This window comes from Gardnerella lacydonensis (assembly GCF_048545055.1).
GTDB classification, from domain to species: Bacteria; Actinomycetota; Actinomycetes; order Actinomycetales; family Bifidobacteriaceae; genus Bifidobacterium; species Bifidobacterium vaginale_C.
This window is the reverse complement of sequence record NZ_JBKQXT010000001.1, coordinates 451,971-473,225: the sequence shown is the minus strand read 5'-3', so window position 1 is coordinate 473,225 and position 21,255 is coordinate 451,971. Positions and strand designations below refer to the sequence as shown.

The 21,255-nt window shown below is 42.8% G+C and carries 12 protein-coding genes and 1 tRNA gene; 5 read left to right on the top strand and 8 right to left on the bottom strand.

Translation table 11 applies throughout. The annotated features are described in order from the left end of the window. Positions 1-127: 127 nt before the first annotated feature. Positions 128-898, top strand: coding sequence for an exonuclease domain-containing protein (locus tag ACJV45_RS02030; RefSeq protein ID WP_415690671.1), 771 nt, complete (start codon positions 128-130; stop codon positions 896-898). Between the two features lie 175 nt (positions 899-1,073). After that, a complete protein-coding gene (locus ACJV45_RS02025; RefSeq protein WP_419397530.1) occupies positions 1,074-2,855 on the top strand; it encodes a UDP-N-acetylmuramoyl-L-alanyl-D-glutamate--2,6-diaminopimelate ligase in 1,782 nt (593 codons plus the stop codon). A gap of 30 nt (positions 2,856-2,885) precedes the next feature. Here ACJV45_RS02025 and ACJV45_RS02020 read toward each other — a convergent pair whose 3' ends face one another. Continuing rightward, the gene (locus ACJV45_RS02020; protein WP_419397529.1) at positions 2,886-4,340 is read right to left on the bottom strand and encodes a bifunctional folylpolyglutamate synthase/dihydrofolate synthase; all 1,455 of its coding nucleotides are present in this window, start codon (positions 4,338-4,340) and stop codon (positions 2,886-2,888) included. Positions 4,341-4,857: 517 nt separating this feature from the next. Between ACJV45_RS02020 and ACJV45_RS02015 the strand changes: the two genes are divergently transcribed. Together ACJV45_RS02015 and ACJV45_RS02010 are read left to right on the top strand one after the other, a co-directional pair. Then, positions 4,858-5,556, top strand: coding sequence for an ECF transporter S component (locus tag ACJV45_RS02015; protein ID WP_419397528.1), 699 nt, complete (start codon positions 4,858-4,860; stop codon positions 5,554-5,556). A gap of 159 nt (positions 5,557-5,715) precedes the next feature. Next, positions 5,716-5,792, top strand: a tRNA-Ile gene (locus ACJV45_RS02010). A gap of 101 nt (positions 5,793-5,893) precedes the next feature. On the opposite strand, the gene ACJV45_RS02005 is transcribed toward ACJV45_RS02010, so the two are convergent. The 5 genes from ACJV45_RS02005 to ACJV45_RS01985 all read right to left on the bottom strand — a co-directional run bounded on the left by ACJV45_RS02005 (position 5,894) and on the right by ACJV45_RS01985 (position 13,978). Continuing rightward, positions 5,894-6,790, bottom strand: a complete 897-nt coding sequence (locus ACJV45_RS02005; RefSeq protein WP_419397541.1) for a carbohydrate kinase family protein — start codon at positions 6,788-6,790, stop codon at positions 5,894-5,896. A gap of 248 nt (positions 6,791-7,038) precedes the next feature. Beyond that, positions 7,039-8,619, bottom strand: a complete 1,581-nt coding sequence (locus tag ACJV45_RS02000; protein WP_419397540.1) for an aminopeptidase P family protein — start codon at positions 8,617-8,619, stop codon at positions 7,039-7,041. Positions 8,620-9,059: 440 nt separating this feature from the next. After that, entirely contained in the window at positions 9,060-11,672 is a 2,613-nt protein-coding gene (gene pepN, locus ACJV45_RS01995) for an aminopeptidase N (protein WP_419397527.1), read from the bottom strand. 36 nt (positions 11,673-11,708) lie between these two features. Next, a complete protein-coding gene (locus ACJV45_RS01990; protein WP_419397526.1) occupies positions 11,709-13,688 on the bottom strand; it encodes a ribonuclease J in 1,980 nt (659 codons plus the stop codon). 146 nt (positions 13,689-13,834) lie between these two features. Then, positions 13,835-13,978, bottom strand: a complete 144-nt coding sequence (locus ACJV45_RS01985; RefSeq protein WP_004113042.1) for a hypothetical protein — start codon at positions 13,976-13,978, stop codon at positions 13,835-13,837. Between the two features lie 605 nt (positions 13,979-14,583). Here ACJV45_RS01985 and ACJV45_RS01980 point away from each other — a divergent pair. After that, positions 14,584-15,981, top strand: a complete 1,398-nt coding sequence (locus tag ACJV45_RS01980) for an MFS transporter (protein WP_004124613.1) — start codon at positions 14,584-14,586, stop codon at positions 15,979-15,981. A 281-nt stretch (positions 15,982-16,262) separates the two neighbouring features. Here ACJV45_RS01980 and ACJV45_RS01975 read toward each other — a convergent pair whose 3' ends face one another. Both ACJV45_RS01975 and ACJV45_RS01970 read right to left on the bottom strand, forming a co-directional pair. Then, a complete protein-coding gene (locus ACJV45_RS01975) occupies positions 16,263-16,943 on the bottom strand; it encodes a GNAT family N-acetyltransferase (RefSeq protein WP_019261591.1) in 681 nt (226 codons plus the stop codon). A 95-nt stretch (positions 16,944-17,038) separates the two neighbouring features. Continuing rightward, entirely contained in the window at positions 17,039-21,247 is a 4,209-nt protein-coding gene (locus tag ACJV45_RS01970) for a UvrD-helicase domain-containing protein (protein WP_419397525.1), read from the bottom strand. Positions 21,248-21,255 lie beyond the last annotated feature (8 nt).

Sequence of the window (21,255 nt, the reverse complement as noted above, 5' to 3'; positions counted from 1 at the left end):
GGCATTTTATTACATATTTTGCAAAAATTCGCACTAAATAACTCATAGACGCAACATTACAAAAAATAACAATCCACCATTTACTAACACCAACTCAGGGTCTGCAGCGCATTCTACGATTAAGACTATGCCAAACAACATTAACGAGCTTATGGAAGCGCTAAACGAAACACAGCAGCAAAGCGAAAAAACGCCGCTCAGCCAATCCTTCCTGCTCGGTTTCGACACAGAAACAACGGGCGCAATTCTCGGCGAAGACTCCATTTGCTCAGCAACTCTTGTGCTCAGAAATCCACAAAATAAGACTCACAATGATGTGATAGCAACCTGGTTAATAAACCCACACAAGCCAATTAATCCAAAGGCAAGCCAAGTCAACGGATTTACGGACGAGTTCCTACAAGAAAACGGTGGAGAACCGACGGCGGAAATCGAAGCGTTGGCTGCGGCGGTAAGCCTCGCGCAAAGCAAAAATATTCCGTTGCTCGCATACAACGCTCCTTTCGACGTTGAAATGCTAAGGCATGATTTAAAAAAATGGGATTTAACAAGCCTGAACAATCGCCCGAATAGCACAATCAACGATGGAGAAATTCTTGTAGTAGACCCATTAGTTATAGACCGCGCTGTTTCTAAGCGCACAGGCAAGCGAACACTTACACATACAACACAATTCTACGGTGTAGAGCCAATCGGAAACTTTCACGACGCAACAGCAGACACTGTAGCCGCAGTAGACTTGATTAAGCCTATAAGCGAATTACATGAAGATGTTGCAAATCTTGAATTATGCGATTTAATGACATGGCAGCGCAAAGCATATATAAAGTGGAAAAACAGCTTTGACGAGTGGCTAAAATCCAAAGGAAAACCAGCTAGCAGCGGAAACTGGCTATAATTCATAAAAAACCTTTAACATTAAGATTTATCCTTAAGATTTAATTTTAAGGATAAGTCGCCAGCAACCGTGCAGATATAAATAGAATTCGTAAATAAAATTCTTAAATAACTACATCACAAATAAAGTCCATAAATAAAGTCATAAAATATAATTCAAAATCAAGAGGAACAAAATGAGCGAAAAAACAAATCTTCATCTAAACCTGCTAGACGCAAGCGTAATTTTAAAAAATTATAGACTTCTACGAGAAATTATCCAAAAACGCTCACAGACCAATACTGAAAACTCAGACGAACAAAACGACTGCATAGAAAACAACGATTTCGTGCATATGCGCAACGAAATCTGGTCTATGAACGCGGACGATTTTAAAAACTACAAAAAAACATACAACCACATAACATACGATTCACGAGATATTAAGAAAAACACTCTTCTGTTCATTAAAGGCAATTTTAAGCCAGAATACCTTAAAGACGCTGATAAAAATGGCTTAACTACATACGTTGCCGAACAAAGTTACGCTGATTACACCGATGCAGTAGGACTTATAGTAACAGACGTTCGTAAAGCAATGAGCTTGCTTTCATCAGAATTCTTTGGAAACCCACAAGAAAGACTTAAAGTTATTGGAATTACTGGAACAAAAGGAAAAACAACAACAGCTTACTTCACTCATGCAATTTTAAACGAACATTCTGAAGGCAAAGCAGCCCTATTCTCCTCCGTTGACAATTGCTTAGATGGAAAAACATATGTTGAATCTAATTTGACTACGCCAGAAAGCCTAGACGCATTCCACATGATGAGCCAAGCCGTAAAAAACGGCATGAAATACCTCGTAATGGAAGTTTCATCACAAGCATACAAAGTAAACCGAGTATACGGACTACACTTTAATGTGGCAGCATTCCTAAACATAAGCCCAGACCACATAAGTCCAATAGAACACCCAACTTTTGAAGACTACCTGTATTGCAAACGCCAAATCGTAAAAAACACTGACGCGCTTATACTCAATGCAGACTGCGCTCACGCAGACTTAATACTCCAAGACGCACAAAACGAATACGTGGACGTCACAACATTTTCAAGAGTACGAAAAGAAGAAATGGGCGAAAACATCTGCAACTGCCCAGAATGCAGCGATAATTCAGACATTCACCCTTACGAAAAAAACGAAAAATACCCAGAGCTTATTTGGACAAAATATGTAGCAATGCCAGTTTCATCAGACGCGCAAGAACATTATGTTGCTGTTTTAGACAACGAAAGCAAGAAAAACAAAAAACAATTCGTACCTAATTACACAACTATAGATGAATTCAATCTAAAAATCGCAGGCGACTTTAACTACGAAAACGCCACTGCAGCAATTGCAATCGCAAACGCATTAGGCATAAACGAGAACACAGATCGAAAAGCCCTACATGCTATAGAAAACGTTCAAATATCAGGGCGAATGGAAGTCTTTAAAGACACAGAATCCAATACAGTTGCCATAGTAGATTACGCGCACAACTACATTTCCACAAAATCTGTTGTCGACTTCGTATACGACAAATACGGTAACAATGATCTTAGAATCACGCTTGTAACAGGATCCACTGGAGACAAAGCCGTTGACAGGAGAAAAGAAATAGTTCAAGCTGCACAAGATCGAATCAGCCAATTTGTGTTCACTCAAGAAGACACAAACGTCGAAGACGAAATGGACATTTGCAAATACATGCAATCCTGCGTAACCAATCCAAACGTTGAATCGCGAATTATTATAAACAGAGCTGAAGCTATTGAGTACAGTGTCGAAGACGCAAGAAAAGATGCTAGAGAGAACAACAGACTCAACATAATACTTGCTATCGGGAAAGGCGACGAACGCTGGATAAAGGTGCACAACAAGCATGTTCCTTACGAAGGAGATTCGTTTATTATTAAACGCTTATTCAGCTAAGCACCTTTAGCTAAGCACCTTTAGCTAAAGTCAATTCGCAATGTTTGGATGAATATTAGCGCGCTGATCCTTAGGCTTCTTCAAGTCTGGATTAACGCGCTCAATAAGCATAGTTCGAGCGTCGCCAGCTGTAACAAAGCTTCCGCAAATCAACACTCCATGTCCGTATCCAACTCCAAGCTCATCGTCTTCGTCAACAAGATTCACAGCTTCTTGAATAGCGTCTGGAAGATCGTCAACGCGAATCACGCGATCTCTGCCAAATACGTTAACCGCAATCTTCTCCAAATCTTCTGGATCCATAACGCGATCACGCCAAGAGTTACGCGTAACAATAATCTTCGTTAAAATCGGCTCAAGAACACCCAAGTATTCTTCAACCTGCTTATCTGCCATCATTGCCACAACGCCAATAAGCTGCTCAAAATGATAATTCTCCTCAATCGTTTTGCGAAGCGACTCAGCAGCATTAACATTATGACCGCCGTCAATAATAATCGTCGGAGAAGTACGCACCTGCTCAATGCGCCCAGGAACCTTAACTTGGCTCAAAGCCTCGGCAACCAAATCGCCATCCAAAGCACCATTTACAGGCAGAACAACCTCCGCAGCAGCAAGCGCCGCAAGCGCATTATGAGCCTGATGCACGCCAAACTTATCAATCGGAACATCTTCATAAGTGCCAAAAGGCGTGCGCAAAGTGGCAACTTGACCGCCAACAGCTGGAGTGCGCGAAATAACCTCTAAATCGCCATCCCCATCGTATGAATCGCGTAAAAGCTTGGCATTATTGCGATTTGCAACCTCTTGAATAATTGGCAAAACTTGCGACTCATGCGGCTGCGGGCCCAAAATCACAGCGCAATTTGGCTTAATAATACCAGCTTTTGTGCGCGCAATTTCTTCAACCGTGTTTCCAAGCCATTGCATGTGGTCCATGTCTACAGGACCAATAATTGCAGCATCCGCGTTCATAACATTAGTGGCATCCCATTCGCCACCCATGCCAACTTCCATCACGGCAACATCTACAGGAGCGTCGGCAAAAGCCCAAATCGCCATAGCTGTAAGCACTTCAAAAAAGCTCATGCGCGGCTTGCCATCAGCGTCCATGCGAGCGTCAACCATGTCTATAATGTCTTTCATTTGATCATACACGTCAACGAAATGGTCGTCGCTAATTTCCTCGCCATCAATCATGATTCGCTCATTTACGCGTTGCAAATGCGGAGAAGTGTAAAGACCTGTGCGCAAACCGTACGCGCGGCAAATCGCCTCCGCCATGCGAGCCGTGGATCCCTTGCCATTGGTGCCAGTAATGTGAATTACGTGCATCGATTGCTCTGGATGTCCCAAAATATCAAGTATTAGGCGCATTCTGTCTAAATCAAGATTCGTCTTATTATGTTCTGGAGCGCGTCGCATGATATCACGCTCAACATCAATAATGCGCTCGCCGTTACTATTTGGATGTTCCATAGACATTTTGTTTGCACTCCCCCTGATTTAACTCTCGCCATACGCTGTGTTCGTTATATGCGACATTCTTATGCTCATTTTTCCAACTATCTAGATTAGTAACTGTAGTGTTTTTGTTCCTGCTTTACGGCGTGTCGAAGTAGAAGTGCACTACAGATTCGTTAGATTTGTCTCACTCGTGAGACATTTGTAACGTTTTTTGGCTGTTTTTTGTTATATTTGCATCATTGATGAGACATTTGTAACGTTTTTTGGCTCAAATTCGTTATATTTGTCTCGCTCACGAGACATTTGCAACGCGAGCGATATTCCTTGCTTGGCGTCGCGTAAGCGACTTTATAACGCGTTATAAATTTCTGCAATAGTAAAAAATGTTACAAATTATACAAAAAATTATTCAAAAGGCGTGTTAGTGGAAACTAAATGGTAGAGTACTCGATGTCGTTTCCGCCCAGGCTGCGTAGGTCAAGAGACGATTTTAAAGAAATTACAATACGCAGCGTCTAGTAGTTAAGGGACTCTTATGAGTGATATTTTCAATAATGAATCAAATAATGAATCAAATTACACGCAATCCAGCACGCCTATAACAGACAAGGCTCAGAATCAAGAAGAAGTTACGCCTACAATAATTAGCAGTCTTCGCTGGCGAGTGGCAGATATATCACTTGGAGCTGCTTTAGCTGCTTTGTTTGGTGTAATCTACTGGGGCTTTACTATTGTGTTCTTCTCCCAGATTTCACCTATTTTGCGAACGGTTTTGCCTGGTTTTGGCAGCATTTTGCACGGCGTTTGGTATATGTCTGGTCCGCTTGCTCTTCTTTTAATTCGTAAGCCTGGTGCTGCGATTTATGTTAATGTTCTTGGTGCTGTATTCGAAAATATTCTTGGTCAACAATTCTCCGCATTCATGGTTCTTGCTTCTGCCGCTTTACAAGCTGTGTTTAGCGAAATTCCTTTTGCGATTGCCAAATATAAGAAGTATAACCTTACCTTAAGCGTTATTGCTGGTGGTCTTACAGCTATTGAATATGGTATTTATTTGATGTTCGTAATCTACCAAGGTAAGTCTGTAAATTATCTAACAATTCACATGATTTGTGAGATTATAAGTGGTCTTGTGATTGCTGGAATTGTTCCTTGGATTTTGTTCGTTGCAGTTCGTAAGACTGGAGCTTTGAGTAATTTCGCTTCTGGAAGAGGACAATCTACAGTAGCCTAATTATTTGTGCTAAAACAGCTGGCGACTAAAATAGCGACTAGACTAGCCAGACCAAATAAGCATTCATTGCAATACGCATTGTATATGAATAGTGTTTGCATAGCGTGTTAAACGTTTATGGGTGTGTGCTAATCTAGTCGTTGCTGACTTTGTTAGCGTGGGGCTTTAGCTCAGTCGGTTAGAGCAGCGGACTCATAATCCGCCGGTCCAGGGTTCAAGCCCCTGAGGCCCCACCAGGAAAATAGAAAATAAAACAGTAAAGCTTCAACTCGTTTGGTTCTTAGGTTTACCCTAATTCATCTTACAAGTTGAAGCTTTTTGTTTATATTCTTACAGCCTACAGTCCTGCTTTAGCAAGATAGTCTGGGATTTCGCTCGGATATTCTGGCCACGCTCCAGCCTGAGTGCAGACATACGCAGCAGTGTTAATAGCAGCACGATGCGCGTCTTTCAACGAGTCGCCAGCCAAAATCCTTGCAGTGAAAGTACCAGAGAACGAATCGCCAGCGCCAACCGTATCATTAACTTCCACATGAGGTGTCGGATATGTGGAGCTTTCTCCCGTCTTAGTAAAGATTGTGCTAAAAGTAGATCCGCCAGTCAAAATCACATAATCCAAGCCATAGCGCGCTTGGAACCATTTGCAAGCCTCATTGTCTGAAGTTTCGCGAATATTGAACATGTCTCTAAGAAGAAGCAGCTCAGAATCGTTAAGCTTAAAAACAGTAGCCTCTTTGAGTAGAGCATCAATCAAATCTTTTGAATAATGATCGCTACGAATGTTGATGTCAAAGAACTTCATAGCTCCTGGCTTAGTGTGCTTTAAAAGCTGCAAAACAGTGTCGTGTGTTTCTTGCGATCTTAAGCTAAGAGTACCAAAGCAAACTGCATCCGCCTTGCTAACAAGGTCTACAAGTTCGCGCGTATAAACAATATGGTCCCACGCAATATTTCGCACAATCGTATACTCTGGAATACCGTTTTTAAGTTCCACATCTACTGTACTAGTTGGCCAAGCATTGCGCTGAATAACGTGCTTGATCCCTGCTTTTTTAACTTCTTCAACAAGTTCATCACCGAGAGAATCTTCTCCAACCGCACTAATAACATAGCTTTCCGCCCCATTGCATTGCGCATGATACGCAAAATTGGCTGGAGCACCTCCAACTCGTTTTCCTTGCGGGAGCAAATCCCACAGTAGTTCTCCAAGCGAAATAACGATTGGCTTAGTCATTATATTCCTTTCAAGAGCATCAATGATTTTGGCTACAACTTGTTGATTCAACATTTTTACCCGCAGTGCGCCGATAATAAAATAATGTTGTTATAACAAAGCGATATAACAACATTATTGCGTTAAGATTAGATAAATTGGGTCTTTAGGATTTTGAACTTTACAACTCAACGGTTAGTTGCCACTTTTCCGCCGAAATTATAAGAAAAGTGGCACTAATCGCATAGAAAAAGTTGCCCTGCTGCGAGTTACTTTGCAGCGCGCTGAGCCATCCAAGCTTCTACATCATCAATCTGCTTAGGAATATCGATAGAAAGCCATTCAGGACCATTCTCCGTCATCAAAACATCGTCTTCAATGCGGATTCCAATTCCACGCATTTCTGGAGGAAGCATAAGATCATTGGCGGCAAAGTACAAGCCAGGCTCGATTGTGAAAATCATTCCTGGAGTAATCTTCGCACCCTGATACGCCTCGTATCGAGCTTGAGCGCAATCGTGAACATCCAAACCTAAGTGGTGAGCAACACCACACGCATGCCAGCGGCGATGCTGCTGACCTTGCGGCGAAAGTGATTCTTCAACGCTGACCTTTAGAATACCCCACTCGTGCAAATGCTCCGCGAGTACGCGCATGCAAGCGTGGTGAATATCGCTGTAAGTTGCGCCTGGCTTAGCTGCCTCAAAACCAGCTTGCTGAGCGTCGAGAACGCACTGGTAAAGCTTCTTTTGCAAATCCGTGAACTTGCCGTTTGTTGGGAAGGTTCGAGTAATGTCTGCAGTGTAAAGGCTGTTGACTTCTACGCCTGCGTCGATAAGCAAAAGTTCGCCGCTAGAAACTACGCCCGTATTGCGCATCCAGTGCAAAATTGGAGCGTGCTTTCCAGAAGCAACAATCGTATCGTAGCCAACTTCGTTGCCGACTTCTCGAGCAATGGAGTTAAAAGCACCTTCAATCATGCGCTCAGAATGCTCCTTGCCCAAAGCTTGAGGCAAGCGCGTAAGCATGCGGTCAAAGCCTAGCTTTGTAGCAGCCACAGCCTTGCGCATTTCGCCAATTTCGTAAGCATCTTTGAGCATTCGCGCTTCGGCTGCTACTTCATGCAACTTATCGTCTGCAGCAATATTGGCATCTTCGTCGCTAAATCCGCTTGCTTCTCTTAAAGCATCTACACGCGCTGTTAAATCAGCATCCGACTCGCGCACAATTCGCACGCGCACGCTTTCTGCAGCGCTATTATCGTCGCTAACGTTTTTTGCGATTGCTTCATCAAGATCCGCAATATCGCGCGTTTCAATGCCAGTCATAGCCTTAAGCTCTTTAAGTCCTGCGCGAGGACCAACCCAGTATTCGCCATAGTGTGGGTCTTTGTAGAATGCGGCAGTGCTATTGTCTGCGCGTGGGGCAACAAATAGCTGAGGAACGTGTGTTTTGCCAGCTGCTTCCTCGTCGCTGCCTGCTTGCACTGGTTCAAGCACAAGCACGGCACCAGCTTCATAATCTTGACCCAAGCCAGTGTAGTATGCGAACGTTGTGTCTGGTCTAAAAGCGTAGTCGCAATCGTTATTGCGTACTTTTGGCTGACCTGCTGGGATAACAAGGCGCTCGCCTGGGAATCTCCTGCCAAGCGCTTCTAAGCGTGCTGGCGTGTACTTTGAGGACTCAAGCGGTTCGATTTGTGGCTCCTGGTTATCCCAGCCACTAGTCATAAACTCTTTAAAGGAATCGCTGTTTGGGCGCAAAGATCGATTGTTTACGCGGTCTTGCGCTTTCTGCGTACCATCCGCGTTTAGTTGCTCACCATGTATTGTTGGTGTTGATTGATGCATATCTTCTGCCATCTTGCGACTCCTTGATTTTAATATTTAATCAACTTAATCTTTAATCAACTTAGATTCAATCTACATCTTCTTATTTTCTTATTAGGAATGTACATTGAACATCGCCATTAACACATTAATATATACTCGCGCATATTGCACCAAGTGCGGTAGAGATTCGAGATTTTTCGCACTGAATGAGATGAACCTCAGCATGAAATGGTGATTCATCGAATGAAGAAGAAAAATCGAGAATCTCGGTGATTAAGATATACGCAATTGTTATAGATATCCAGAAGGTTTGATGTATTTCTCTACGAGCAATAAATAGCGCCAACCTGAAGCCTTAGAATATTAACATTCATAAGCTATACGTAAAAGTGCGCGTCACTTGCGAGGAGAGAAATACTCAAACCTCGCGCAACATCATAATAGGATATTACGCAAAACTAAAGCGAAGCGTTGTAATGCTGCACCTTAAGCGTGCGACGAGAAGAATCGAGCTTGCCGAGAACCATGCGACGCAAAGCCTGATCCGCATCCTTATGCTCATCAAGCCATAGCTGTCCGCGCTCAACTAACTCGTCTACATCCGCATAATTTGGATACAAGCCTTCAATCAAAGTTTCAGCCATGTGGAATGTGCGATTCTTCCAAATCCACTCAACTTCAGCAAAATAGCGCTCAACATAAGGCTTAACTAAATCGCCTTTAGCAGTGCTTGCAAAGCCAGCAACAACAGCACCCATTTGCATATTAGTCAAATCGAGATTGCGCAAAGCCTGTTCAAAAGCCCAATCCTTAGCTTCTGCAGTTGAACGAGCCGCACGAGCTTGATATGCGTATTCGCGATTCTCAGTCGTGTCTCGCTTAGCAAGTTCCGCGTCAATTCCAGCTTCGTCCAAAGCGTTCACACCTGCGAGCGCAATAAGAATGCTCCAGCGCAAGTCGTTGTCGATTTCCAAGCCTTCTAAGCGCACGGAACCGTCAAGTAATCCGTTAGCTACACGCACAAACTCAGCATCTCCAACTTCGCCGTATCCAAGATAAGCCTTTAGCAACTGGAATTGCTCGTCGGAACCTGCAGAAGCTGCCAAAGCCAACTGCCAGAGTTCGTGAGCTACATGCTTTGCGACTTCTGCTTGGCGCTCTGGCACCACGTAGTGGCTTGCAGTTACCTTTACTTGACCAAGAGCATAGCGGAAAGTAGTTGATTCGCGCTCAGTTGCCAAAGCTTTAAGGCTGAGTTCCACAAAGCGTTCTGCTGGGAATTCTGCGTCGCGAGTCATATCCCACAATGCGAGCCAAATAAGCGAGCGAGTCAAAGAATCCTTGAAACGATACAAGTTTTCGGCAGCAAACTCAAGCGACTTTGCGTCAAAACGCAATTTTGTGTACGTTAAATCGTCGTCGTTTACAAGAATAAGCGCAGGCATTTTTTCGCCGCACGCTTCCGCCACTTCCGTCACTTCGCCGTCAACATCTAGTTCGATTCGCTTTGTGCGCACAATTTCGCCACTTGCTTCATCTACATTGTAGAATCCAACAGCCAAACGGTGTGCACGAAGAACAGGATGCTCAACTGGCGCGCTCTGACGCAAACGCAAGAAAGCAATAGTGCCGTCAGCTTCTTCTTCGACTTCGGTAGAAATCGTGTTAATTCCAGCCTTTTCAAGCCACTGAGCACTCCAAGCCTTAAGATCGCGTCCGCTTGTAAGCTCCAACTCGTGCAACAAATCAGCCAAAGTTGCGTTGCTGTATGCATGCTTGCTCAAGTAATTGTGGATTCCTTCAAAGAACTTTTCGCGACCAACGTACGCTACGAGTTGCTTTAATACGGAAGCTCCCTTTGCGTAGGTGATGCCGTCGAAGTTAACGGAAGTGTCGTTCAAATCGTTGATTGGAGCCACGATTGGGTGGGTTGTTGGAAGCTGATCTTGATTAAGCGCCCAGCTTTTTTCGCCAGAGTTGAAAGTGCTCCAAGCGTCATGCCATTCTGTTGCTTCAGCAGTCGCAAGAGTAGACGTAAACTCAGCAAAAGACTCGTTAAGCCACAAATCATTCCACCACTTCATGGTTACGTAATCGCCAAACCACATGTGCGCAAGCTCGTGCAAAACTGTTACAACACGACGCTCAGCATATGCGTCTGTAACTTTGGATTCAAACACGTACTGGTCGCGAATTGTAACCATACCAATGTTTTCCATAGCTCCAGCGTTATATTCTGGCACGTAAATCTGATCGTACTTTGCGTACGGGTATGGCACTCCCCAAGTCTTAGCGTAGAAAGCAAAACCTTTCTTCGTAATATCGAACAAGTAGTCAACATCTTTTGCAAAAGCGTCTTTAAGCGCCTGACGGCAGTACATTGCCATTGGCACTATGCGACCGTCTTCGTTGTTGTAAGTCGTATGCCATTCTGCGTAAGGTCCTGCGCAAATAGCAGTTAAGTAGGAGCTCATTTTTGGAGTTGACTCAAACACCCAGCGCTTCATACCTTCTACAGCGCCATTTTCCAAAGTGCCGTCTTCAGTTTCGCGGCCTTCCAGCGCTGTTTCGCTCTTAACTGGCATGTTGGAAGTCACAATCCAGCTTTGTGGAGCATCCACGCTAAAGTCAAAAACCGCCTTCAAATCTGGCTGGTCAAACACAGCATAAACGCGGCGAGCGTCCGGAACCTCGAACTGAGTGTACAAATACACGTTGCCGTCGGAAGGATCCACGCTTCTGTGCAAGCCTTCGCCCGTGTTGGAATACTGGCAGTTTGCTACAACTTCTACAGTATTATGCTCAAGCAAATTTGCGAGCTCAATTCGACTATCTGCAAAAACCTTAGAAACATCAAGAGATGTGCCATTAAGCACCACGGATTCTACGCTGTTTGCAATCAAATCGAGGAAGCTTGCACCACCAGCTTTAGCATCAAACTCAATCTTTGTGTGCGACTTAAAATCGCGGCCGCCCTTGCCTAAATCAAGCGCAACATCGTAGTGAATTGGCATTTGAATTGCGCTAAAACGTTCCGCAGCTTCTACGCGAGTCAGATTTGCTCCTGGCATATTTACCTTCCTTTTTATATTTCCTTTATATTTTCCTTATTCTTGATTATTTTCTGAAATATTTGCTACTACTGGCACAATCATTGGCTTCCTACGCAACGCACGCGCAATCCAACTTCCAAGCGTTCTTCGCATAATCTGCTGAAGCTTATATGTGTCTTTCTCGCCATGCATCATAGCGTCTTGAAGCTGGAAAACAATCTGACTACGAATCTTTTCAAAATCAGACTCGTCTTCTGCAACAGCATTCAAGTAGATTTTTGGACCAGCTACAACATCTGCGCTATCTGTGTTTACTACTACAAAGCTAGACACAAATCCTTCTGTGCCAAGAATCCTGCGCTTTTCCAGCTCTTCGTCTGTAAGCTCGCCAACGGAATCGCCATCAACATACACGTATCCGCATGGCACAGATCCAACAACGGCGGCGTTTCCGTGGTACAAGTCCACAACATCTCCATCTTCTGCCAAAACAACATTTTTAGGATCCACGCCCGTTTTAACAGCAATCGAACCGTTTGCCACAAGATGCCTGTGTTCGCCGTGAATTGGCATAGCGCATTTTGGCTTAACAATGTTGTACAAGTAGAGCAACTCACCCTCATTGCAATGACCAGAAACATGAATCGCAGCATTATCTTTGTTGATTACGCGAGCGCCCATTTGCACAAGCTTATTGATTACTTTGTAAACTTCATGCTCGTTTCCTGGGATTAGTGAGCTTGCAAGAATTACGGTATCAAGTTCATTAACTGTAATATCTTTGTGTATTCCGTCTGCGATTCGCCCAAGAGCTGCCATTGGTTCGCCTTGAGATCCTGTGCACATATACACAAGCTTGTCGTCTTGAATATCTTTTGCTTGCTTTAAATCTACAACAGTATTTTCTGGAATATGCAAGTAGCCGAGATCTGCCGCAATGGACATATTTCTAACCATTGAGCGCCCAACGAACACAACTTTTCTGCCATACTTGTGTGCAGCGTCTACGACTTGCTGAACGCGGTGAACATGGCTAGAGAAGCTTGCGACGATTATTTTGCGAGTGGCTTCCGCAAACGCGCGATCCAAAGCTGGTCCAATAGTGGTTTCTGGCTTAACGAATCCTGGAACCTCGGCATTTGTGGAATCCGCCATTAATAAGTCAATTCCCTGTTCACCAAGCTTTCCGAATTCAACTAAATCAGTAAGCCTATGGTCTAGTGGAAGCTGATCTAGCTTTATATCTCCCGTATCAATAAGCGTTCCTGCTGGCGTTTTTACACACACTGCAAGAGCATCTGGAATTGAGTGCGTTACGCTAATAAACTCCAAATTGAAAGGACCTATTTTTAGCTTGTCTCTGCCTTCTACATGAATCATTTTTGGTGCGATTCTGTGTTCTGCACATTTTGCTTCAACAAAGGCGAGTGTTAATTTAGATCCGATTAGAGGAATGTCTGGACGCATTTTTAGCAAATATGGTACTCCACCAATATGGTCTTCGTGCCCATGCGTAAGTACCAGAGCATCTACTTTGTCTAATCTGTTTTGAATATAGTGAAAATCTGGCAAAATCAGGTCTACGCCTGGCTGCTCTTCTTCTGGGAAAAGCACTCCGCAGTCTATAAGTAGAATATGACCGTTGTATTCTATAACGTTCATATTTCTTCCGATTTCGCCCAATCCGCCAAGTGGAACGATTCTCATTGACCCCTTGCGATATTTCGGCGGAGCAATTAACGCACCTTCGCGCTGATCGTTTACCACTGGTGGAAGCGCGTTTTTAACTATTTTAGAACTTTTAGAATTTTGCGTATTTTTGGTTTTTTTGCTTGCTTTCAAAGATTCGATATTGTTATCGTTAATCTTGTTCTCGCTTGTTTTATTGCTTTTTTTACTTGTATTCGTTATTTTTTCTTTTTTCACAGTTTTATTTGACTTTTTATTCGTTATTTTTGAAGGTTGGGAGGTTTTTACAGAGCCTACAATTTCTGCAAGAATCTCATCCGTCAATTGCGTCGTTGTCTTACTCATCTAATCCATTGTAGCGTTACGCCTCAACGGATTAACACTTAAAAATATGAAGCAAATCGCTTTGATTTGTCGCAAATAACCTATAAAGCTAAAACTAAAGTCAAAATGTTAAAACGTGTGTTGAAACGTATGTTAAAACGTAAACTCTAATGCTTACCGTATTTTTTCCAAATCTTGATTCCGATGCCTATTAGTACTACAACTATTGCGAAAATCATTGAACCTAAAATTGCGGAGCCTGATTGAATGTCAGCAAAGCCTGCTGCTGCAAATAAATCTGAACCAAACATTTCGCACCTTCTAAAATTCTTGTTTCTTGTTTCTTGTTTTGTTATAAAAACCTATTGTTCCTAATTCTACAATACTTTTTTGCAAAAGATAATCTCTATATACAATCGAAATAATCACAATAATCGCGAGCGATACGGGGGAATCGTTCGCGCGTTACAGCGCACTCACGTCTTCGCCGCACGTAAAGTCCACTGGACTTTACGTTTAAGCGGCTCAGCGCTCTATTCCTCGCGGCTATTAGTAGCCGCTCGGCTGATTTGGCACATAAAGTCCACTGGACTTTATGCTTGAGCCAAATCACGCTTTGAAGGAGCTTGAAATTCGTTATGCAATTTCAAGCTCAGTCAAAGCGCTTCTCGCGCTACGCTTTAAGCGAAAAGGTAGGTCGTCGCGCCCGCGTTTGTTCCCAAAATCACCAAATCCAACTACAAAACCAAGAACACTTTCCCACGTTTGTTTACCCAAACAGTCAAAACGTAAACAAATGCGGGCAAAAAGAAACAAACACGGGCAAACTTTGACGCCATAATGTAGACTAGAAAGACACTCAAAAATCAACCATGTTAAACACGTTAAGCGCGTACAAATTTTAAGGGAAGTGAATATGTCATCGAAATCGGCGCAGCAAAAGTCTTCGCCTATGTCAAATTATGCAAAATTGTTCTCTTTTGAAGGAACACGAGCATTTTGCATATCTGGAGCAATAGCAAGGCTGCCTATTTCGATGATGGGTTTAGGAATCGTTCTTGCGCTAAACCACATTTACAACAATTGGACTATTGCGGGCACTATGAGTGCCGCATACGTGCTATCGCAAGCAGCCGTAACGCCATTATATGCAAAGCTTTTTGATAGATTTGGTCAGCGAAAAGTTGGAACACTTGCTCTAAGCGCGCAAGTTGTAGCTATGCTATCTTTTGCTATTGCAACGCTAATACATGTACCTTTGCCAATACTTTTCGTGCTTGCAATTTTAATGGGCGTTACGCAATTTGCATTCGGCGCGCTTGTTAGAACTCGCTGGGCGTACACTCTTAAAAGTCAAAGCGACGACACGCTGCTAAACGTTGCATATGCGCTTGAATCTGGAATTGACGAGATTGTGTTTATTTTCGGACCAATTCTTGCAGCATGGCTTGCCACTAGCGTTCACCCTGTATCTCAGCTTTTTGTGCCAGTTTTGGCAAGTGGACTAGGCGGAGCGTGGTTCTTGTCACTTAAAAACACGCAACCAGCTGTGATTAAAGTTGTGCAAGTAGAAAGCGCACCTAAATACGACGAAGACGTACAAAATGCAATAAGCGAGCAAAGCGACAACGTACAAAATGTGCAAGATACACAAAACGCACAAAATAGCAACAACACTACAAAGCTTATCGACAGGCTTTCGCTTAAACAACTTAAAAACAAAAATCGTAAAAATAAGCCTAAAAACGTTCTTCTTTACCGTGGAATCATACCGCTTGTTGTTATGTTCCTTGTTTTTAATATGAGTTTTAGCGCTTTTGACGTATCTGTTACCGCAGCAATGCGCGCTCAAGGATTAGACACTTTAATTGGTTTGCAACTTGCACTATTCGCGTGTGGATCTTTAGTTGGAGCTGTTATTTTTGGTTCTCATAAATTCCGCGGATCTAATTGGTCTCATCTAATTGTGTTTTTAAGCCTTCTTACTATTGGCTTTATTCTTATGAACATTAACTTAGATAGACTTGTACTTCTAAGTATTTTTGAGCTTTTAAGCGGACTATGTGTTTCTCCGATTTTTGCAACTGGAAATCTTATTGTTAAAGACACGATTCCTGAGCATTCTCTTACCGAAGGATTGTCTTGGCTTCCAACAGCATCTGCAATCGGAGCTTCTCTTGGATCAATGGTTGCAGGCTTTGCGATTGACGCGTGGAACTCGCATGGCGGAATGATGGTTCCGTGGATTTCTACGCTTATTGCTATTCCAATCGCGTCAATTGGGTGGATTATTGTAACACGCAAGCGCAGTTAATTTGCGCAATCAACCTTCCGCACTTTGTTTCTTTTTTCCCGTGTTTGTTCCCTTTTTGGTCGATTGGGTAAACAAAAGCGGGAACACTTCCCCGTGTTTGTTCCCTTTTTTGGTGTTTTGGTAAACAAAAGCGGGAACACTTCCCCGTGTTTGTTCCCTTTTTTGGTGTTTTGGTAAACAAAAGCGGGAACACTTCCCCGTGTTTGTTCCCATTTTTGGTGTTTTGGGAAACAAAAGCAAGAAAGTTGCTCATATAAATCAGTCAAATAAGTAGAAATTAATCAGCGCGATTGATGCGTGCGTCTTGTACGGTTTACAAACGGCTCGCCCGAATATATGTACAAGTCCTCAACGAGGTCTTTTACGCGGTTCGCATACTTCTCATGATCCTTTTTAGCCCACGTAGCATCTCGCCTAAGCCCGTGATAATCGTAGAAACTTACATCGCAAGCTGTATCTGTGTGCAGAAAATAGCGGTTCACTCCGCGATGTCGCAAATGTTGCATTGTGCGTTTCCACAATCCGCCCCCAACACCGTGTCCGCGAGCATCGGGAGAAACAACAAAAAGCTCCAACTCTGCCTGAGTTAAATCGTTAATATGGCTCACCGCTTCCAACTTGCGCTCAATTTGCCCCATGCCAATCGCCGCATCTAAAGCCTTAGCATACTGAGAGTCGTTATTCGCCATCATGCTTTCTTCCTGCTTTTTAAGCATGTTTTTTACTTGCGGAAACATTACATTGTCACCGTAAACGCGCGCAAGCAGCAGCCCCATGAACTTTCCATCGATTGTTGCAACAGTACCGTGCGTTGACGGTTCAAGATAATGCAACACAAATCTGCGCGAAAGATTGCGAGAAGCGTCTGCTCCAACAGCATGTGCGATTCCCCATGTGCGCTCGTACTCTTCTACGATTGCGTCAATATCGTTAATTTTAACTGGTCGAAACTCAACCGTCATTTTTCCCTCTCTTGCTTTCCAAGCGCGCAGCTCATTCTACTACTTTTACTATTTTTACTACTTTTACTACTTTTAGATTATCAAAAACGTTGATTTTAAAAAGACATATCACATAAAATTTCGTCACGAGTTTTGTTTAGCGCGTGAATCTCGCGATTTGCCTCATCCTCCTCGCTAACGTAGTACAGTGTGGCATCAATGCAATTTAAATCAACGTTTGCAGCGCGCGCTAGCAGTAGTCTATACCAGTCGAGCTGCTCAAGTTTTAGTCGAATCTGCTCCGCGCTTTTTGGCCGCTTTCCTGTCTTCCAGTCAACGATTGTGTAGAGTTTTGTAGTATCGCTAGCGTCTAATCCTCCTGCAAAAACAGCGTCCAAAGTACCGTTGATGATTCTATCTGCAAACGCAGAATCGTCGATTTGCATTAGAATCGGCATTTCCGCAGCTAGCGGCACTCGTTTTGCCCAGCGCGATTCTATAAGTCGTTGCTTCCACTTATTTATGGCATAACTTTGCGAATCTGATGCTTTACTATTTTGATTAAAATCGTCTATAACTTTTTGTCTGTCTTCAGGCGTTTTTTCTAACGATATTCCGTGTTTTACAATGTTTTTCCACTCGTAGCATGCGCAAGATTCGCTCGGCGTTGCTGAGTCTACAAACTGTTGTGCCCAAGCGTGGAATTTTGTGCCTAGGTTTGCATCTATTGAAGGAATAGACGGGATTGGTCGAATGCAAGCCAATAGATTGTTGTAAACGCTTGTTTTTGCATTTTGCGCGATTTTGCTTATTTTTTGCAGCGATGTTACGTTTAGTCTTGATCCGCTAGATATTTTATTCACTTTTTCGGCTAATTCTTCTAGCGAATAGTCGCAGTCATTTTGTGATGTTAAGTCCGCGTCTTGTATGAAGATTTTTGCCTTGTAGAGCAACGATTTAGGGTTTGTGTTGATGGATGAATCGTATACGGATTCCAAATCAGAATCGCAGTTTTCCACGAGTTTTGCGGATTCTATTAAGGATTTTTCTATAGTATTGCTCAATGTGCAAGGCCATTTAAGTGTTGGCTCTAAACTTGATGAGTCAGACTGAGGCGCGATTTTGCTAAATTCTGCAGCAAATTCCTGAGCGTCGTCTCCAGCTATAAAACCGAAAATATCTTGATTTGAAACATCCTGATTTAAGCCATTTTGACTTAAATCCTGTTCTTCAGATTTTGTTTTATTTTCCTCATCTGAATCACAGCGTTGGACTTCGATAGCTCCATTGAGATTTTTAATAGCATTTATTGATTCGTTAAGGAACACTGACGCACTGCGCTTTCTGCCACTTTGAGCGCTATCTCCAGAGGTAGCTGATCCTGTTAAAAGAGCAGCGAACTTTGCTCTAGTTAATGCCACATACATAAGATGACGCTCATCCATGTGAAGCTGTATTCCGCGCTCCTCACTTTGCGTAAATGGCATAGAATCAACACTTTGCTGGGATTTATACGAATTGTAAACGCGCTTTGTTTCTTCGCTCAAAAAATCGCCAGCAACCGCAGAGCCACAATCCGCCTCTTGAACAGATTCTGCAAATTCACGTAAAGCTTTAGTTCTATCTGGCTTAATCTCGTCAAAGATTTTTTGAACACTATCTAAACTTTGCATGGCTTTTTCAGGATGCATTGCCTCTACACGCGTCGCATTATGTGGAAAATGCGGCAAAATATTAGCGTCCACTCGTAATGCAGTTGGCACACTTGCTGCAAACTCTAATGGTATACGCGCGCTAGCTTGCCCATTATCATCAACTTTCAATGAATCGCCTTGATTGCTCGGAAAAGCGCCCTCATTTAGTCCGACTACAGCAACAGCAGGCCATTGCAATCCTTTGGATTGGTGAACTGTCATTAGCACGACTTGCGCTGGTTCTGTCTGAGCTGAAGATGAAACAGAGGATCCTGACTGAGAATCAAGATTTTTTGCTGAGTCAATCCAGCTTATTAGTCCGCGCAAACTGACGTCCTGCCACTCGCCCATTTCTTGAATATATGTTTCTACAATTGCATTTAGCGAATCTAACACACTACGCATATCGTCCAGCATGATTTGGTTGCTAAAATCCTTGTATTTTAAGGCAGACCCCACTGCTGTATCTATGTCTACGTTAAGCGCTTGAACAGCGGCTTGCATTACGTTTGTTAGCGAGTTTCTTTGTACGCCTTCTACATTATGTAGGATTTTACTAAGTCTTTTTACTGCATCAAACCCTTCAATGCTGAGTTTTTGCTGCATTTGATTAACCCACTGGTCGTTTTTTGTGGAAAAATCACGCATTATTAGGTCTGCTAAATAAACTCCTCCATAAATGTTTGTGATTTGACTTGAGTTTTCGCCGCGGTTTGCTTTGTCTCTGAGTTCTCGCACTGCAGAATCCCACTGACTTTTAGGAAGATCTGCTTCTAATAATCCTGCCGACGAGTAAATGTTGTAAAGATATTCCGTGTTTGCGCTATTTGCGATTGCAGCTAATGCGCCCAAATCGCTGGTAGATAGCGCAAAACGCGGTGTGGCTAAGAGTCGCATAAGTGAGTTTGAGTCGCTGTGATCTTGCACTATTTTTAGTAGGCTTAACACATCTTTAACTGCTGGCTTTTCGATTAACGATGAGTATCCTACTATGCTTGTTCTTATACCTGCTAACTCTAATTTTTCAGCATATTTTGGCATATTTGCTTTACTTCTAAATAGTATTGCCAATTGTGGTTCGCGCGATACTTGCGATACCTGCGATACCTGCGATACTTGACTTTCCTGTTTTTCCTGCTTTTCCTGCTTTTCTATAATTTTTTGTGCGAATCGCACTACTGCGTCGATTTCTTCTGCCTGAGATGGCATAAATAGCGCTGCAATCGTGCCATTTTTTGCATCTTTTGTAGGCTTCAGCGTTTCAACTTCTACTTCTCTATCGTCGATGCTGCTAAAGCGAGAATGATTATTTTGTGACTTATTTGTGCCAGCTTCTCCGCGCATAATTTCGGTTAGCGCATTAGCCACTTTTAGTATAAACAGCGAGTTTCTGCGTGTAACAGTTAGTGAATATTTGTTTTGCTCGTTTATATTAAAGTCTTGCTCAAATTTGCAGAAAGCTCCTGTAGACGCTCCTCTAAACGAGTAGATTGCTTGGAATGGGTCTCCTACTGCCATAACGTGTGTACGCTTTGACGACGCACTATAGCCATCACTATCGCCACCATTCTCCGCATCATTCTCCGCATGAAACAGCGTGTTTATAAGCATTGATTGAGTTGTGGAAGTATCTTGATACTCATCTAAAAGCACTTGCGAATATTGATTTTTGTACTGTGCACAAATAGATGGAAAATGTGTCACTAAATAGTAGGCTGCGATTGTAAAATCGCTAAATTGTGCCATGTTTACGCGCTTTTTTTCAGCGTCAAATTGCAAAACAAGATCTAGCAGTATGTCTCTTTTTACACATGAGTTGTATAGGTTCACGCAGAGTTGCAAGCATGAATCGTCCCAATATTTTTCGTATTTTTTACACGCTTGTTTAAATTTTTCTGCAGATGTTTTTGTAACGTCTTCCGCACTCATTCCAGCAGTTTTTTTGACTTTCCTATATTTTGGTATTGCTGGCGATTTAGCAGGTAATGGCGATTCGACTTTCCTGTTTCCTATGACATTTTTTAAGTGTTCTGCAAACTCGTTATTCCACTCTCGTATTTTTTGTACTGCTTGAAGCACACTGGAACAAGTGTTTCCTTGCGCGTCTACACCTATCATTGAGCATGATATTTCAGCACAGAGTTTCATAACATCTGAACATAACGTGTCAAAATCATATAATTTGTTTAAATTTTTATTGTGATTTTGTGGATTATCTAAATATTTTCCGATTATACTTTTTATAATTTCCATAGCACCAGCATCACTTAATGGCATGGTGTTTTGGTTGAATCCAACTAATAATCCGTATCTTCTTACGATTGACTGGAAGAATGCATCATATGTCATCACTTCTGGCTTTAAGAATGATTTTGCTCCGCTTGCACTCACCTCTGCGGAAACGCGACTTAGTAATTCTGCTGCAGCTTTGTTTGTAAAAGTTAGTCCGAGTATTGATTCAGGCGCTACGGAGCTTTGAATAAGTTGTATTACGCGACGGGTCATGGTGTATGTTTTTCCACTTCCTGCGCCTGCAACTATTAACACGTCTTGATTTGTTGGAGCGTTTATTACGCGATCTTGTTCTACGCTAGGTTTTGATTTTACGGTTGTAATGTTTGCATTATTCATTTTTACCT